Source organism: Myxococcus sp. MxC21-1 (genome assembly GCF_032612255.1).
Taxonomy (GTDB): domain Bacteria; phylum Myxococcota; class Myxococcia; order Myxococcales; family Myxococcaceae; genus Myxococcus; species Myxococcus virescens.
The window spans coordinates 5,764,232-5,778,865 of record NZ_CP123278.1; the positions used below are offsets into that span (position 1 = coordinate 5,764,232).

At 70.1% G+C, this 14,634-nt stretch carries 13 protein-coding genes and 4 pseudogenes; 7 read left to right on the plus strand and 10 right to left on the minus strand.

Annotated elements, in window-relative coordinates; all coding sequences use genetic code 11:
* Positions 1 to 51 precede the first annotated feature (51 nt).
* The 9 genes and pseudogenes from ribD to plsX form a co-directional block, all read right to left on the minus strand.
* A pseudogene (gene ribD, locus QEG98_RS25395) lies at positions 52 to 1,214 on the minus strand (bifunctional diaminohydroxyphosphoribosylaminopyrimidine deaminase/5-amino-6-(5-phosphoribosylamino)uracil reductase RibD).
* 9 nt (positions 1,215 to 1,223) lie between these two features.
* On the minus strand, positions 1,224 to 1,730 hold the full coding sequence (nrdR, locus tag QEG98_RS25400; RefSeq protein WP_011554752.1) for a transcriptional regulator NrdR: 507 nt from the start codon (positions 1,728 to 1,730) through the stop codon (positions 1,224 to 1,226).
* 21 nt (positions 1,731 to 1,751) lie between these two features.
* A pseudogene (glyA, locus tag QEG98_RS25405) lies at positions 1,752 to 3,007 on the minus strand (serine hydroxymethyltransferase).
* A 36-nt stretch (positions 3,008 to 3,043) separates the two neighbouring features.
* Entirely contained in the window at positions 3,044 to 3,487 is a 444-nt protein-coding gene (gene rpiB / locus QEG98_RS25410) for a ribose 5-phosphate isomerase B (RefSeq protein ID WP_090495521.1), read from the minus strand.
* Positions 3,488 to 3,507: 20 nt separating this feature from the next.
* Complete coding sequence (fabF, locus tag QEG98_RS25415; protein ID WP_316563132.1) at positions 3,508 to 4,761, minus strand: beta-ketoacyl-ACP synthase II; 1,254 nt, start codon at positions 4,759 to 4,761, stop codon at positions 3,508 to 3,510.
* A gap of 84 nt (positions 4,762 to 4,845) precedes the next feature.
* The gene (gene acpP, locus QEG98_RS25420; protein WP_090495523.1) at positions 4,846 to 5,088 is read right to left on the minus strand and encodes an acyl carrier protein; all 243 of its coding nucleotides are present in this window, start codon (positions 5,086 to 5,088) and stop codon (positions 4,846 to 4,848) included.
* A gap of 104 nt (positions 5,089 to 5,192) precedes the next feature.
* Positions 5,193 to 5,942 carry a 3-oxoacyl-[acyl-carrier-protein] reductase gene (gene fabG / locus QEG98_RS25425; RefSeq protein WP_011554757.1) on the minus strand — a complete coding sequence of 250 codons (750 nt, stop codon included), beginning with the start codon at positions 5,940 to 5,942 and terminating at the stop codon, positions 5,193 to 5,195.
* Positions 5,939 to 6,880, minus strand: coding sequence for an ACP S-malonyltransferase (gene fabD, locus QEG98_RS25430; protein ID WP_090495524.1), 942 nt, complete (start codon positions 6,878 to 6,880; stop codon positions 5,939 to 5,941). The genes fabG and fabD overlap by 4 nt, the downstream gene beginning before the upstream one ends.
* Before the next feature lie 138 nt (positions 6,881 to 7,018).
* Positions 7,019 to 8,078, minus strand: a pseudogene (plsX, locus tag QEG98_RS25435) (phosphate acyltransferase PlsX).
* A 440-nt stretch (positions 8,079 to 8,518) separates the two neighbouring features.
* On the opposite strand from plsX, the gene rpmF reads away from it, so the two are divergent.
* Positions 8,519 to 8,707: a 50S ribosomal protein L32 gene (rpmF, locus tag QEG98_RS25440; RefSeq protein ID WP_090495526.1), complete on the plus strand. Its 189-nt coding sequence runs from the start codon at positions 8,519 to 8,521 to the stop codon at positions 8,705 to 8,707.
* A gap of 132 nt (positions 8,708 to 8,839) precedes the next feature.
* Here the strand turns inward: rpmF and QEG98_RS25445 are convergent, their stop codons facing one another.
* The gene (locus QEG98_RS25445; protein ID WP_090495527.1) at positions 8,840 to 9,442 is read right to left on the minus strand and encodes a YceD family protein; all 603 of its coding nucleotides are present in this window, start codon (positions 9,440 to 9,442) and stop codon (positions 8,840 to 8,842) included.
* Positions 9,443 to 10,162: 720 nt separating this feature from the next.
* Between QEG98_RS25445 and QEG98_RS25450 the strand changes: the two genes are divergently transcribed.
* From QEG98_RS25450 to QEG98_RS25475, 6 genes and pseudogenes are all read left to right on the plus strand, one after another.
* Positions 10,163 to 10,594, plus strand: coding sequence for a hypothetical protein (locus QEG98_RS25450; RefSeq protein ID WP_316563133.1), 432 nt, complete (start codon positions 10,163 to 10,165; stop codon positions 10,592 to 10,594).
* On the plus strand, positions 10,536 to 11,039 hold the full coding sequence (locus QEG98_RS25455) for a hypothetical protein (RefSeq protein WP_011554763.1): 504 nt from the start codon (positions 10,536 to 10,538) through the stop codon (positions 11,037 to 11,039). The genes QEG98_RS25450 and QEG98_RS25455 overlap by 59 nt, the downstream gene beginning before the upstream one ends.
* Before the next feature lie 25 nt (positions 11,040 to 11,064).
* On the plus strand, positions 11,065 to 11,745 hold the full coding sequence (locus tag QEG98_RS25460; RefSeq protein WP_090495530.1) for a response regulator: 681 nt from the start codon (positions 11,065 to 11,067) through the stop codon (positions 11,743 to 11,745).
* 13 nt (positions 11,746 to 11,758) lie between these two features.
* Positions 11,759 to 13,118 (plus strand): annotated as a pseudogene (locus QEG98_RS25465) (sensor histidine kinase).
* Between the two features lie 12 nt (positions 13,119 to 13,130).
* Positions 13,131 to 14,075, plus strand: a complete 945-nt coding sequence (locus QEG98_RS25470; RefSeq protein ID WP_140793614.1) for a metallophosphoesterase family protein — start codon at positions 13,131 to 13,133, stop codon at positions 14,073 to 14,075.
* 59 nt (positions 14,076 to 14,134) lie between these two features.
* Complete coding sequence (locus QEG98_RS25475) at positions 14,135 to 14,629, plus strand: SixA phosphatase family protein (RefSeq protein WP_011554767.1); 495 nt, start codon at positions 14,135 to 14,137, stop codon at positions 14,627 to 14,629.
* The last annotated feature ends 5 nt before the right edge of the window (positions 14,630 to 14,634 follow it).

The following is a 14,634-nucleotide window of genomic DNA, read 5'->3' on the forward strand; positions in this document are numbered from 1 at the left end:
GGGGCCGCTTATAACGGACCGGCCCCGCCTGCGCCCACGGTCGCTCGTGTCCTACAACAGCGCCTGGAGCAGGATGTCGTCGCCGTGGCGTTCAAAGGCGAGGTCCTTCACCGCCAGGGCCTGGGCCATCTCCTTCACGCCCAGGTCGCCGGCCCACGACAGGCCCGGGCTGCCAATCAGCTTGGGCGCCAGGAACAGCGCCAGCGAATCCGCCAGGTGCCCACGCAGGAAGGAGCCGTACATCTCCGCGCCGCCCTCCACCATGACGTGGTTGTGGCCGCCCTTCGCCAGCCGCCGCAGCAGGGCCTTGAGGTCCACCTGCCCTGCCTTCTCGCGGAGCTGCCAGACGTCCACGCCCTGGGCCAGGAAGCGCCGCGCCTTGCGGCCCTCCGGGTCCTCCAGCGTGGCCACCACCGTGCGCGCGGGGCTGCGCTGCGTGAAGATGGTGTAGCCCGGGGAAAGGCGCAGGTGGCTGTCCACCACCACGCGCAGCGGGTCCTTCCCACCACCTCCGGGCAGCCGCGTGGTCAGCTTCGGGTCGTCCTTCCGGACGGTGTTGGCCCCCACCAGGATGACGTCCACCGAGTCCCGCAGCCGGTGGACCCAGGCGCGCGCCGGCGCCCCGTCACCCAGCGCGAGTCACCGGTCGCGGTGGCCAGCTTCCCATCCAGCGTCACCGCCGCCTTGAGCGTCACCCAGGGCAGGCCCGTGCGGATCATCTTGAAGAAGGGCCGGTTGAGGCGGTCCGCATCCTCCGCGAGCACGCCCGTGAGGACCTTGAGGCCGGCGCGCCGCATCCGCGCCACGCCCTTGCCACTCACCTTCGGGTTGGGGTCCGCCGACGCGCAGATGACGCGCCGGACGCCCGCCTCGATGATGGCCATGCTGCACGGCGGGGTACGCCCGTAGTGGTCGCACGGCTCCAGGGTGGTGTAGAGGTCCGCGCCCTTGGCGCGCGCACCGGCCGCCTCCAGCGCGACGACCTCCGCGTGCGCGCTGCCCGCCTTCTTGTGGTAGCCGCGAGCGATGATGCGCCCGCCCTTCACCAGCACCGCGCCCACGACGGGGTTGGGGCTGGTGCGGCCCAGGCCCTTGGCGGCTTCCTCCAGCGCGATGCGCATGAAGAACTCAGCCACCGCCCGGTCGAAGTCCGCTGCTCGCTTCGCCCGGGGCGCCCGTGTCGCTTCCAACCTTGCCCGTGTCAACAGCCGCATGTGCTTTCTCTAACCGCCCTTGTCCACCGGTGCCGAGGGAGGCGCCTGGCGCTGCTCGCGCGCCTCCGCCTCGCGCAGGGCCTTCAGCTCGTCCATGAACTCCGCGATGTCGCGGAAGCTGCGGTACACGGACGCGAAGCGGACATAGGCCACCTCGTCCAGCTGCCGCAGCCGGCGCATGATCTCCTCGCCGATGACGGACGAGGGCACTTCCTTCTCGCCCATGCCCTGCAGCTGCCGCTCGATGGCGACCACCGTCTCCTCGAGCTGATCCGCGGACACGGGCCGCTTCTCACACGCCTTCTTCAGCCCGTTGACGATCTTCTCCCGGTCGAACGCCTCGCGCCGCCCATCCTTCTTCACGATGAGCGGGTAGAGCTCCTCCACCCGCTCATACGTGGTGAAGCGGCGCTTGCAGGTCAGGCACTCGCGGCGCCGCCGGATGACGGAGCCCTCGTGTGACTCACGGGAGTCGATGACCTTGTTCTCGGCGTCCTGACAGAAGGGGCAGCGCATGGAAGGGTACAGCCCGCGAATCTACTTCAACCGCGAGGCGTAGAGCGGGAACCCCTGCGAAAGCTCCTTCACCTGCCCCTTGATGCGGGACAGCGCGGCGTCGTCCTGCGCGGCGTCCAGCGCCTCGCCGATGAGCCGCCCCACCACCGCCATCTCCGCCTCGCGCATGCCGCGCGTGGTGATGGCCGGCGTGCCCACCCGGACGCCGGACGTGGTCATCGGCTTCTCCGGGTCGAACGGAATCATGTTCTTGTTCACGGTGATGCCGGCCTTGTCCAGCACCGCTTCGGCCACCTTGCCCGTGAGCTTCTTGGGGCGCAGGTCCACCAGCATCAGGTGGTTGTCCGTGCCACCGGACGTCAGCCGCAGGCCCGCGCGCTGGAGCGCCTCCGCCAGCGCCTTCGCGTTGGCGACAATCTGCCGCTGGTACGCCTTGAACTCCGGCGACAGCGCCTCCTTGAAGGCCACCGCCTTGCCGGCGATGACGTGCATCAGCGGGCCGCCCTGGATGCCGGGGAAGATCTGGCTGTTGATGGCCTTGGCGTAGGGCTCGCGGCTCAGCACCAGGCCACCACGCGGACCGCGCAGCGTCTTGTGCGTGGTGCTGGTGACGATGTCCGCCACCGGCACCGGCGAGGGTGCACGCCCGCGGCCACCAGGCCGGCGATGTGCGCCATGTCCACCAGCATCGCCGCGCCCACCGCGTCGGCGATCTCACGGAACTTCGCGAAGTCCAGCGTGCGCGGGTACGCACTGGCGCCCACGACGATGACCTTCGGCTTGTGCTCCTTGGCCAGCGACTCCACCTGCGCGAAGTCGATGGTCTCCGTGTCACGCGTCAGGCCATAGTGGACGACCTTGTAGAGCTTGCCGGAGAAGTTGAACGTGGCGCCGTGGGTGAGGTGGCCGCCGGAGTTGAGGTCCAGCGACAGCATGGTGTCGCCCGGCTTCATCAGCGCCATGAAGGCGCCCATGTTGGCCTGGCTGCCGGAGTGCGCCTGCACGTTGACCGCGTCCGCGCCGAACAGGTCCTTGGCGCGGGCGATGGCCAGGTTCTCCGCCACGTCCACCACCTCGCAGCCGCCGTAGTAGCGCTTGCCGGGGTAGCCTTCCGCGTACTTGTTGGTGAGCACCGAGCCCACCGCCTCCATCACCGCCGGAGAGACGAAGTTCTCCGAAGCGATGAGCTCCAGCCCTTCCTCCTGGCGCTGGGTCTCCTCGCGGAGGACGCGGGCAATCTCCGGGTCCACTTCGGCCAGCGTACGGATGTTCTCCATGGCGGACTCCCTCGAACGACGGGTACGGCGGGGCCGTTAGCCCTGGGACTCGGCCTCGCGAATCATCTGGACGCGCCGCTCGTGGCGGCCGCCTTCGAAAGCAGTGCTGAGGAACGCCTCCAGGATGGCGCGGCCCACGCCGGCCCCCACCACGCGCTGGCCCAGGCACAGCACGTTGGCGTCATTGTGGGCCCGGGCCATCCGGGCCTCGAACTCCGTGGTGCACAGGGCCGCCCGGATGCCCTTGTGCTTGTTGGCGACGATGCTCATGCCAATGCCGGTGCCACACACCAGCACGCCCAGCGTGGCCTCCCCGGACGCCACGGCGCGGGACACCCGCGCGGCGAAGTCCGGATAGTCCACCGAGTCCCGCGTGACGGGACCCACGTCTTCGTGGGCCACGCCCCGCGCGGTGAGCGCGGCCACCAGTTCCTGCCGGAGCTCCAGGCCCGCGTGGTCTGAAGCAAGGATGACTTTCACGCGGGTTTCTCCTGGGACGGCTAGAAGCGCTTGAACACCAGCACGGCGTTGGTGCCGCCGAAGCCAAACGAGTTGCTCATCACCGCGTTCACCCGGGCCTCACGCGCCTGGTTGGGCACGTAGTCCAGGTCGCAGTCCGGATCAGGCGTCGTCTGGTTGATGGTGGGCGGCAGGATGTTGCGCGCCAGCGCCAGCGCGCTGACCACGCCCTCGAAGCCGCCCGCCGCGCCGAGCATGTGGCCCGTCATCGACTTGGTCGACGACACGGCGAGCTTCCGCGCGTGGTCGCCGAACACCGTCTTGATGGCCTTGGTCTCGTTCGCGTCGTTGAACGGCGTCGAGGTGCCGTGAGCGTTGATGTAGCCCACGTCCTCCGGGTTCATCCCCGCGGACTGGAGCGCCAGCCGCATGCAGCGCGCCGCGCCCTCGCCTTCCGGCGCCGGCTGGGTGACGTGGTACGCGTCCGAGTTGGCACCGTACCCCACCACCTCCGCCAGGATGTTGGCGCCGCGCTTCTTCGCGGCCTCCATCTCCTCCAGCACCAGGATGCCCGCGCCCTCGCCCATGACGAAGCCGTCACGGTCCTTGTCGAAGGGACGGCTGGCCCCGGCCGGATCATCATTGCGCGTGGACAGCGCCTTCATCACCGAGAAGCCACCCAGCCCCAGCGGGGTGATGGCCGCCTCGGCGCCGCCGGCGATGACCGCGTCCGTCTCACCCAGGCGGATGGACTTCCAGGCCTCGCCAATGGCGTGGGCACTGGTGGCGCACGCGGACACCGGCGCCCAGTTCGGCCCCTTGCAGTTGTACCGCATGGAGATGAGGCCGGGCGCCATGTTGATGATCATCTGGATGATGAAGAAGGGCGACAACCGGTCGAACCCCTTCTCCAACCCCTTGCGGTGCTGCTCTTCCAGCGAAGAGATACCGCCGATGCCCGAGCCGACGATGACGCCGACCTTCTCCGGCATGTAGCCGTGCGGCGCATCCGGGCCAATGGGAATGCCCGACTCCGTCACGGCCATCTGCGCGGCAGCCAATGCGAACTGCGCATACAGGTCCATCCGGCGCACTTCGCGCTTTTCGATGAACGCCTCGGGCTCGAAGTCCTTCACCTCGCCCGCGATGCGCGTGTCGATTTTGCCAACGTCAAAGCGCGTGACCTGGGCAATACCCGACTTGCCGGCGATCAACGCCTGCCAGTTCTTCTCGGTTCCGGTTCCCAGAGCCGAAACAAGCCCGGTTCCGGTGACGACGACTCGACGTTGTGACACGGTCCTCTCCGGTGGCGCCTGGGACACCGGGGACGCCGCGCATCACGCGGCGCCGCCCCGCACCCCGGCACGCCGTGGTGCTACCTACTTCTTGTGGGTGTTGATGTAGTTGGTGGCGTCGGCGACGGTCTTGATGTTCTCCGCCTCTTCGTCGGGAATCTCGACCTCGAACTCCTCTTCCATCGCCATGACGAGCTCCACGATGTCGAGGCTGTCCGCGCCCAGGTCCTCGATGAAGGAGGACTCCGGCTTGATCTCATCCTCTCCGACACCGAGCTGGTCGGCGATGATGGACTTGACCTTGGCCTCAATGGTTGACGTCGACATAAGTGTAGAACCCTCCAGGAACCAGATGTGGCCCGGCTGGCTTCCCGGACCATGTCGAAAGCGGGCGCGGTATATCCCACGCCCGGCGGCAATCCAACCGTGGGTTACATGTACATTCCGCCGTTGACCTTCAGGACCTCGCCGGTGATGTAGGACGCGGCGTCCCCCGCCAGGAAGAGCACGGCACCGGCGACCTCCTCCGGATTGCCCAGCCGCCCCAGGGGGATGCCCTCCAGCATCTTCTGGCGCATCTCGTCATTGATCTGATGCGTCATGTCCGTCCCGATGAAGCCGGGGGACACGGCGTTGACGCGGATGTTCCGGCTGGACAGCTCGCGCGCCACGGACTTGGTCAGGCCGATGAGCCCCGCCTTGGACGCCGAGTAGGCCGCCTGACCGCCGTTGCCCATCTCCCCCACCACGGAGGTGATGTTGATGATGGCGCCGCCCTTCTGCTTCATCATGGGCCGGCTGACGGCGCGGATGAGCGAGAAGGCGCCCTTGAGGTTGGTGTCCAGTTGCTTGTCCCAGTCCTCGTCCTTCACCCGCATCACCAGGCCATCCACCGCGACGCCCGCGTTGTTGACGAGCACGTCCAGCCGGCCGTGGCCCTTGACGATGCCGTCCACGGCGCTGGCGCAGGCGGCGCTGTCGGACACGTCGAAGCGGATGGCCTCCGCCTTGGCGCCCTCCGCCTGGAGCAGGGCCACCGTCTCCTGGGCCGCCGCCTCGTTGCCCGCATAGCTGATGACCACGGTGGAGGCCCCCGCCTTGGCGAAGGCCACCGCGCACGCCCGGCCGATGCCGCGCGAGCCACCCGTCACGAGCACGACCTTGTCCTTGAAGCCGCTCATGGTGCCACCCCCAGTGCCGCGAGCGCCTTGTCCAGGCTCGCGGAGTCCTCGACGTTGAACAGCTCGATGTCCTTGGTGATGCGCTTGACCAGGCCCACCAGCACCTTGCCCGGCCCCAGCTCGATGATGCGGGTGACGCCTTCGGCCTTCAGCGCCTCCACGCACTCAATCCAGCGCACCGGCGAGCTCACCTGCTCCAGGAGCAGCGGCACCACGCGGGACGCGTCCGCGTTGGGACGGGCCTCCACGTTGGTCACCACCGGCACGGACGGCGCGGACACCTGGATGCCGCCCAGCACCTCCGCCAGCCGGGGCTGCACCGGCGCCATCAGCGCGCAGTGGAAGGGGGCGGACACCGGCAGGGGCATCACGCGCTTGGCGCCGGCCTCCTTGCACTTCACCCCGGCGCGCTCCACGGCCGCCGCGTCCCCGGCGATGACCGTCTGCTCGGGCGAGTTGTAGTTCGCCGGCGACACCACCTGCCCCTCGGCCGCCGCGTCACAGGCCGCCTTCACCTTCTCCGGAACCAGGCCCAGCACCGCGGCCATGGCGCCCACGCCCGCGGGCACCGCCTCCTGCATGAAGGTGCCGCGCGCGCGCACCGCCCGGACCGCGTCGCCCAGGTCCATGGCGCCCGCCGCCACCAGCGCCGAGTACTCGCCCAGCGAGTGCCCCGCCACGAAGGACGGCGCCGGTCCCCGCTTCGCGAACACCGCGTGCGCCGCCAGCGACACCGTGAGGATGGCCGGCTGGGTGTTGGCCGTGAGCTTCAGCGCCTCGTCCGGACCCTCGAAACAGAGGGTGGAGAGCTTCTCCCCCAGGGCGGCGTCGACCGCGTCGAACACGGCCCGGGCCTCGGGGAACTTCTCATACAGGTCCTTGCCCATCCCCACGGCCTGGCTGCCTTGCCCGGGGAACACGAACGCGACCTTCGACATGCGGACTCTGCCTCCTCTTCAGCGGCCGGGGCCGCAGGCTGGACGCCCTGTTGCCGTACCTGACCAGGTTGAGCCAGCAATTTCCGCGAGGCGCCCCGCCACCAACCCGAGGCGGCCTGCACGCTCCGGGCGAAGGCTCTAATCGGAAACGCCCGCGTCTGTCGCTCTTTTTCCCTTCGGATGGGTCGGAAGCCACGCCGCCGCGCGCCCGATGCAACGCGTCAACTCCGCCTGCACGCCCCCTCCGCCATGGCCAGCGCCGCGCCCAGCGCGTTGAAGAGGGCCCGGGGCGTGGAGCGCCCATGCGCGACGATGCCCACCCCTGGATGCCCAGCAGGGGCGCCCCGCCGTACTCGGCGTAGTCCACCACCCGGCGAAGCCCGGCCAGCGCGGGCTGGAGCAGCATCGCCCCCACCTTCTCCGCCAGCCCGCCGCGCCGCTCGATGGCCTGACGCAGCATGCCAATGACGCCCATGCCCACGCCCTCGGATGTCTTCAGGACGACGTTTCCGGTGAACCCGTCCGTCACCACCACCTGCACCTCGCCGGAGAAGAGGTCCTTGCCCTCTACGTAACCCACGAAGTCCAGATCCGAGCGCCGCAGCAGCCCACTGACCTCCCGGGTGAGCGGCGTCCCTTTGGAGGACTCCTCTCCATTGGAGAGCACGGCCACCCGGGGCCGGGCCACGCCCATGCGCGCGCGCACGTAGGCCTCTCCCATGACGGCGAACTGGGCCAGGTGCGACGGCTTGCAGTCCACGTTGGCGCCCGCATCCAGGAGCAGGCACCGGCCGCCGCCCTTGAGCGCGGGGAAGAGCGCGGCGATGGCGGGACGCTCCACACCCGGCAGCCGTCCCAGCGTGAGCAGGCCCCCGGCCATGACGGCGCCGGAGTTGCCCGCCGAGACGAGCGCCTCCGCCTGGCCGTCCCGCACCAGCTCGAAGCCCACCCGGAGGGAGGAGTCCCGCTTGCGGCGGAAGGCGGTCGAGGCGTGCTCGTCCATCTCCACGACTTCAGAGGCGTGGTGGACCTGGAGGTTGGTTGGAGGCCGCAGCTTGCCCAGCAGGGGCGCCACCTTCGCCTCGTCTCCCACCAGGAGCACCTGGTGACCGGGGTGGGCCCGCGCGAAGAGCACCCCACCCTCCACGGGGGCGGCGGGCGCGTGATCGCCGCCCATGGCATCCAGCACCAGCCTCATCCCCACCCTCTCCTTGCCCGCCGGCGCCCCGGCGGCTGTCGGTATCGGTATCCCACCCGCCGGGGGCGGGCGGCGCGCAGCACAGCAGGAACCCTGCAGGGGGGCAACGACTGGCTGATGCGCCCTGGGGCACGGCCGGAAGAATGGCGCCCGCGCCATGGGCGTTGTCACCGGGCACCGTCCGGGATAGACGGTGCCCGGGAGATAACGGGCCCTCCCGCGTTGCCACATTGACTCGGGGGCTTGGAGCCGCTAGGGTCCGCCGCCTTCCGAAGCCGGACATGGAGTACGGGAGCCTTCGGCGACCGCCCCAGACCGGTTTCGAGCAGAGAGTGTTGCGCACGGAGCCGGGGACCCCGGCACAGCGCGAAAGACATTGGACTCAACCGGTCCGGACCGGCGCGAACGCTCCGGGTCGGCGTCGAATATAGAGGTGAGCCGTGGGTGTCCCCAAGAAGCGTACTTCGAAGATGCGTCGTGACCGCCGCCGTGCGGCCAACAACAACCTGCGGAGCGCCGTGCAGGTGACCAAGTGCCCGAACTGCAAGGAGCCGGTGATGCCTCACCGCGCCTGCACGTCCTGTGGCCAGTACAAGGGCCGTGAAGTGGTGGCTCAGGCCCAGGCCTGACACACAGTCGCATACAGCGCCCTTCCCGGGCGCTGCGAAACACGACGGGCCGCGTCTCCATCCAATGGAGGCCGCGGCCCTTGTCGTTCCAGGGCCCCCTCTCACGAGGCGGCCCTGCCCTCCAGGCTCACTTCAGTTGTTGAGCTTGATGTTCTTCAGCGGCGCCAGGCGCGGATCCACCGGCCGGGTGTCACAAGTGCAGGCGACGTCGTTGCGGTTCGCGCCGCACTGCGAGCACAGGCCCTTGCAGTCGTCCCGGCACACGGCGTTCATCGGCAGGGCCAGCAGGAGCTGCTCCCGGACGATGGGATCCAGGTTGATGGTCTTCCCGTCGAAGAGTTCCTGATCCGCGTCGTCCAGCTCGAAGGAGCCGCCAGACTCCCCCTGGCTGCGCTCCTTCTTCTCCATGGCCTTCTCGTCGTCATCCTTGAAGTCGTCGCCCCGAGCCAGGGACTCCGGCACCAGGTTGAGCGTGAACTCCACGGGGACCTTCATGGCCACGTCGGCGAGGCAGCGCTTGCAGGGGCTGGTGACGTCCACCGTGAAGCGCCCCTCCAGCAGCACGCCGCCGCTCAGCTTGCGCAGCGACGCCTTCAACGTCGCCGGGGCCGTGGCTCGGAATCCGGTATCCTCGCCGGAGGCAGCGCCTCCCAGCGTCTCACCGAGCAGCTCGAGATTGACGGGCTCCTCGAGCTTCAGCCCTGCGTCCTTGATTTGATCAACCTTTACGAGCATTTACGCTACTTCCAGGCCAAAAGGGGCGCGCAACATAGAGGGTGGCCCCTCCAGCGTCAACACGCCCTCGTGCAACACCGCCACGAAGATGTCACCGCGCCGTCACCCCCGACGGGCCGGCCTTCGTGGATTCTCTCGATAACGTTTTGATAGGTTCGAATCGATGCACGCACATGGCTGGCGGTTGCGCGGGTGGGCCCTCATCCTGGTGCTGGGCCTGGGTGCCCAACCGGGCTGGAGCCGGCCCCTCTTCCCTGAGCCTGTTCTCTCGCAGCTCGGCCCGGCCAGCCCGGCCATCACCGAGGCCCGCGAACAGTTCGACCAGGGCGAATTCGAAGACGCACGTCGCACCCTCCTGGAAGGCCTCAATGCGCCGGACCTGACGGATGATCAGCTGGTGGAGATGTACCGCCTGCTGGGCCTCACGGCCCTCTACCTGGGGGACGAGCCCCAGGCGCGCGACGCCTACGAGAAGCTGCTCCAGGCCCGGCCGGACTACGAGCTCCCCCGCAGCTCCCCGCCCAAGCTGCGCGCCCTCTACGCGCGCATCCGCGAGGACATCAAGAGCCGGCGCGTCCGCCCAGTCACCCTGGACGTGGACCCCATCCCCGATCCACCGGGTGGCGAGCCCGTCGTCGTGGAGGCCGCCATCCAGGACCGGCGCTGGGCGCCCGCGCGCGCCTCTTCTACCGGCGCGCCGGAGACGAGGCCTACAGCTCGGTGGACTTCGCGCGTGAGCGAGGCCCCGACGGCCGCCCCCTCGAGCGCTACCGCGCGGTGTTGCCGGCCTACGAGGTGCCCACCGAGGCCGAGGCCTACGAGATGGAGTACTACTTCGAGGTCGCGGACGCGGCGCAGCGCCGGCTCGCGGGTCGGGGAGACTCCTTCCAGCCGCTCATCTTCCAGGTGGCGCCCCGGGCCGTGCGCGCCGGCGCCGCCGCCGACCCGTCCTCCCGCCCCTGGTACAAGAGCCCCTGGCTCTGGGTGGGCGTGGGCGCGGTGGCCATTGGCGCCACCGCCGGCATCGTGGCGCTGACCTCCGGCGAAGAGCGGGGCCGCGTTCCCATCACCATCCGCGTGGAGCCCCCGCCCCATGAGCCTGCGCCTCCTGTCCCCACTGTTGCTGCTCGGCCTTGGCGCGTGCGGCCCTGACGCCGAGCCCGCGGGCCGCTTTCCGCTCGCCCTGACAATGGAGCGCGCGGTGGCCAACGACGTCCAGGCCCTGCAGGTGGCCGTGGTGTCGCGGGGCTCCAGCCGCAGCTGCACCGAGATTCAGCGCACGTGCCTGGGCACCCAGGTGCGGCGTGACGACCTGGTGGTGCTGAAGGACGCCCAGGGGCGCGAGGGCAGGGCCCTCCGCTTCCCCGTGGACCTGGCGACCCTCCAGTCGGGAGGAAGCCTGGAGCTGGCGGTGGACGTGCCGGTGGGCCGAGATTACGCGCTCGTCATCGAGGCGATCACCACGGGGACCCCGCCCGGCTTCCTGGGGAGTTCGTGCAACTACCTCCGTGAGGTCAACGCGGGCGACAACGCCCCGGTGATTGCCGCGCCCCTGACGCTGACCGGTGGAGATTGCAATCCGTCCATCGCGCCCTGAGCGCGGAGGGACTCGAGAGGGCTTCATGTCGCGCATCCTGATTATCGAGGACGAGCAGGACCTGGCGGGTCTCGTCGACTACAACCTGCGGGCCGCGGGCTTCGAGACGGAGACGGCCAGCACCGGCGCGAGCGGGCTCGCCAAGGCGCGCGCGCATCCGCCAGACCTGGTGCTGCTGGACCTGATGCTGCCGGACGTGGCGGGCAGCGAGGTGCTGCGCATGCTCAAGACGGACACCGAGCTGCGCAAGGCGTCCGTCATCATCGTCAGCGCGAAGGGCCAGGAGTCCGACCGGGTGCAGGGCCTGGAGCTGGGCGCGGACGACTATGTGGTGAAGCCCTTCTCCGTCCGCGAGCTCCTCCTGCGCGTCAAGGCCGTGCTGCGCCGCGCGGACGCGGAGGACGGGCCCTCCGCGGTGCTCGCCTCCGGCGACATCAGCCTGGACACCACCCGCCACCAGGTGCGCGTGAAGGGCGAGGAAGTGCTCCTCACCGCGCTGGAGTTCCGCCTGCTGCGCACGCTGCTGGAGCGCTCGGACCGGGTGCAGACGCGCGAGGTGCTGCTGTCGGACGTCTGGGGCATCCAGGCGGAGATCCACACCCGCACCGTGGACACGCACATCAAGCGGCTGCGCGAGAAGCTGGGCCCCGCCGGGGACATCATCGAGACGGTGCGCGGCGTGGGCTACAAGCTCAGCCCTCCGTGAGGCCGCCCCGCCCATGCCCCTGCGCGCCACACTCCTTCCGCTCCTGCTGCCCGCCGTCGTCGTCGCGACGCTCGTCGCCCTCCTCGACGGGCCGAAGGAGGTCTTCGCCGCGGCGCTCGTCGCGCTCGCCGGCTCCCTCATGTCCCTGGGCGTGAGCCGCGGAACGCTGCAGCGGCAGCTCGACCTGCTGGCCCGCCACACCCGGGAGCGCGCCGAGGGCGGCCCCCGCCCCGCCTGGCGTCCCCGAGCGGCTGGACGAGGTGGCCGGGCTCGAAGGCGCCATCGACTCGCTGCACGCCCAGCTGTCCGCGCGCAACGCGGCGCTCACCCAGGAAGCGCGCACCCTCACCGCCGTGCTGGACGGCATGACGGAAGGCGTCTGGGTGACGGACGCAGAGGGCACGGTGGTGCGCCACAACGACGCGCTCCGCCCCCTGCTGGCGTCCACGAGCAGCCCGCTCACCGGCCAGCGCCCCCTGGCCCTCATCCGGAACGAGGCGCTGCACGACGCCGTGATGCGCGCCTGCCGGGAGAGCGCTTCCAGCCACCTGGAGCTCACGCTGGACGGCCACTTCCCGCGCACGCTCTCCATCCGGGTGACGCCGCTGGCCAAGGATTTGCCGGGCAGCGCCGCCGTCTTCCACGACGTCACCGAGCTGCGCCGGCTGGAGAAGGTGCGCAAGGACTTCGTGGCCAACGTGTCGCACGAGCTGCGCACGCCCATCACCGCCATCCGCGGCTACGCGGAAACGCTCCAGGGCGGCGCCCTCAATGACCCCGTCATGGCGCCGAAGATGGTGGAAATCATCCACCGCCAGTCCGAACGCCTGTCCGAACTGGTGGAGGACCTGCTGGAGCTGTCCCGCCTGGAGTCGCGCGAGGCGAGCCTGAAGCTCGCCCGCGTCACCCTGGCCGACGCCGCCGCCCGCGCCGCCGACACCGTGCGCCCCAAGGCCGAGGGCAAGGGACAGGCGGTTTCACTCCACGTCCCTCCAGGTCTACTCGCGGTGGGGGACCCCCGGGCCGTGGAGCAGGTGCTGCTCAACCTGCTGGACAACGCGGTGAAGTACACGCCCGCGGGTGGCCGGGTGGATGTTTACGGTGCGTGCGAGCAAGGCCGCTGCGTGGTGCGGGTGAAGGACACGGGGGTGGGCATCGAGCCCAAGCACCAGTCGCGCATCTTCGAGCGCTTCTACCGGGTGGACAAGGGCCGCAGCCGGGACATGGGCGGTACCGGACTGGGGCTCGCCATCGTCAAGCACCTGCTCCAGGCCATGGACGGCGAGGTCAAGGTGGAGAGCGAACCCAACGAGGGGAGCACCTTCACCATTTTTCTGCCCCTGGCGGCTTCATCGAGCGCGGCGACAGGGTAGGATGGAGTGACCATGCGGGTCGCCATCCTCGCGGACATCCACGGCAATCTTCCTGCCTGCGAGGCCGTCCTCGAGGACATCGCCCGCTCTGTGGCCCCCGACTACATCGTCGCGGCCGGAGACCTGGCGCTGCGTGGCGCCCATCCCCGGGAGACGGTGGACCTGCTCTTCGACCGGTGTGACTCCGTCCTGATGGGCAACACCGACTGCTACCTGGCGGGCAACTACCTGGGCGGCGCCTACCGGGAGAAGGACCATTGGAAGACGGAGCTGCTGCGCTGGACGCGGGACCAGCTGGGCGGCGCGCTGCTGGAGAAGCTGGGCGCCCTGCCCTTTTCCGTGCGCTACACGCCGCGCAAGGGACAGGACCTCTTCGTCTGCCACGCCAACCCGCGCAACCTCGAGGAGTCGCTGGACCCCACGCTGGATGACGTCGCGGTGCGCCGCTTCTTCAGCCACCTGGACGCGGCGGCCTGCGCCTTCGGGCACCTGCACTTCCCCTACCGCCGCCGCGTGGGCCGCATGCTCATCGCGGACGTGGCCAGCGCGGGCATCCCCCGGGACGGAGACCTGCGCCCCGCCTACGGCGTCTTCACCTTCACGCCCAAGGGGTGGCGGGTGCAGATTCGCCGGGTGCGCTACCCGGTGCGCAAGGCCACCCAGGCCCTCACCGCGCGCCGCGTCCCCGGCGGACCGCTCCTGGTCCACAAGCTGGTGGAGGCGCGCTACCGCCACCACAACGCGCTGATGGAGGCCGCGCGGCGCCACTCCGGCCTGCCACCGCCGGGCCCGGTGCTCCGCCCGCCGCCAGGAGCCGCCTCGCGCGCCGCGGCCACGCCCATGGACAGTCGTCCCTCCCCGGAGGTCGACCCCGCCTCGTTGCCCACGGACCTGGACGGAACCGTGACGGGCGCGGCGCCGCTGCCCCTGGACGCGCTCAACGATTTCGAAGGGTAGACGTTGTCGCCAGTCCGTTGCTTGCGTGGGGACGCCCGGAGTGATTCACGGCGCTCACCATGTCTGCACGCGAGCTGCCGCTGCTGTTCATCCGCCACGCCGTCGCGGAGGACTCTCACGTCCTGGGCGATGAGGCGCGCGCCCTCACCCCGGAAGGCCGCGCGGCCTTCCGCCACCACGCACGCAAGCTGGCACGCCTCACGCCACTGCGCGGCATCATCACCAGTCCGCTGGTGCGCGCCGTCCAGACGGCGGAGCTGCTCGCCGAGGCCTTCGGCGTGTCCGGCGTGGAGGTCCACCCCGCCCTGCTGCCCCAGCGCGGCGCGCACAAGCGCATCGTCGACCTGGGCCGCGAGCGCGGCGCGGGCTGGGCCCTGGTGGGCCACAACCCCTCGCTGGAGCGCGCGGCCATTCGCGCCCTGGAGCATGAGCTGCCGGACAAGCTGCGCAAGGGCGCGGCGCTGGCGCTCCATCCCCTGAAGAACGGCGGCTTCACGCTCGCGTGGTGGGCCACGCCGGGCAAGCCCGTGAAGCGCCCCGGCGACCTGCGCTGACGCGC

Excerpts from the sequence above, each read along its gene's own strand:
- QEG98_RS25445 (WP_090495527.1), bottom strand. The coding sequence starts at position 9,442 with ATGCTCGTAAAGGTTGATCAAATCAAGGACGCAGGGCTGAAGCTCGAG.
- QEG98_RS25475 (WP_011554767.1), top strand. The coding sequence starts at position 14,135 with ATGTCTGCACGCGAGCTGCCGCTGCTGTTCATCCGCCACGCCGTCGCG.
- fabG (WP_011554757.1), bottom strand. The coding sequence starts at position 5,942 with ATGAGCGGCTTCAAGGACAAGGTCGTGCTCGTGACGGGTGGCTCGCGC.
- fabD (WP_090495524.1), bottom strand. The coding sequence starts at position 6,880 with ATGTCGAAGGTCGCGTTCGTGTTCCCCGGGCAAGGCAGCCAGGCCGTG.
- QEG98_RS25460 (WP_090495530.1), top strand. The coding sequence starts at position 11,065 with ATGTCGCGCATCCTGATTATCGAGGACGAGCAGGACCTGGCGGGTCTC.
- acpP (WP_090495523.1), bottom strand. The coding sequence starts at position 5,088 with ATGTCGACGTCAACCATTGAGGCCAAGGTCAAGTCCATCATCGCCGAC.
- nrdR (WP_011554752.1), bottom strand. The coding sequence starts at position 1,730 with ATGCGCTGCCCCTTCTGTCAGGACGCCGAGAACAAGGTCATCGACTCC.
- QEG98_RS25470 (WP_140793614.1), top strand. The coding sequence starts at position 13,131 with ATGCGGGTCGCCATCCTCGCGGACATCCACGGCAATCTTCCTGCCTGC.
- QEG98_RS25455 (WP_011554763.1), top strand. The coding sequence starts at position 10,536 with ATGAGCCTGCGCCTCCTGTCCCCACTGTTGCTGCTCGGCCTTGGCGCG.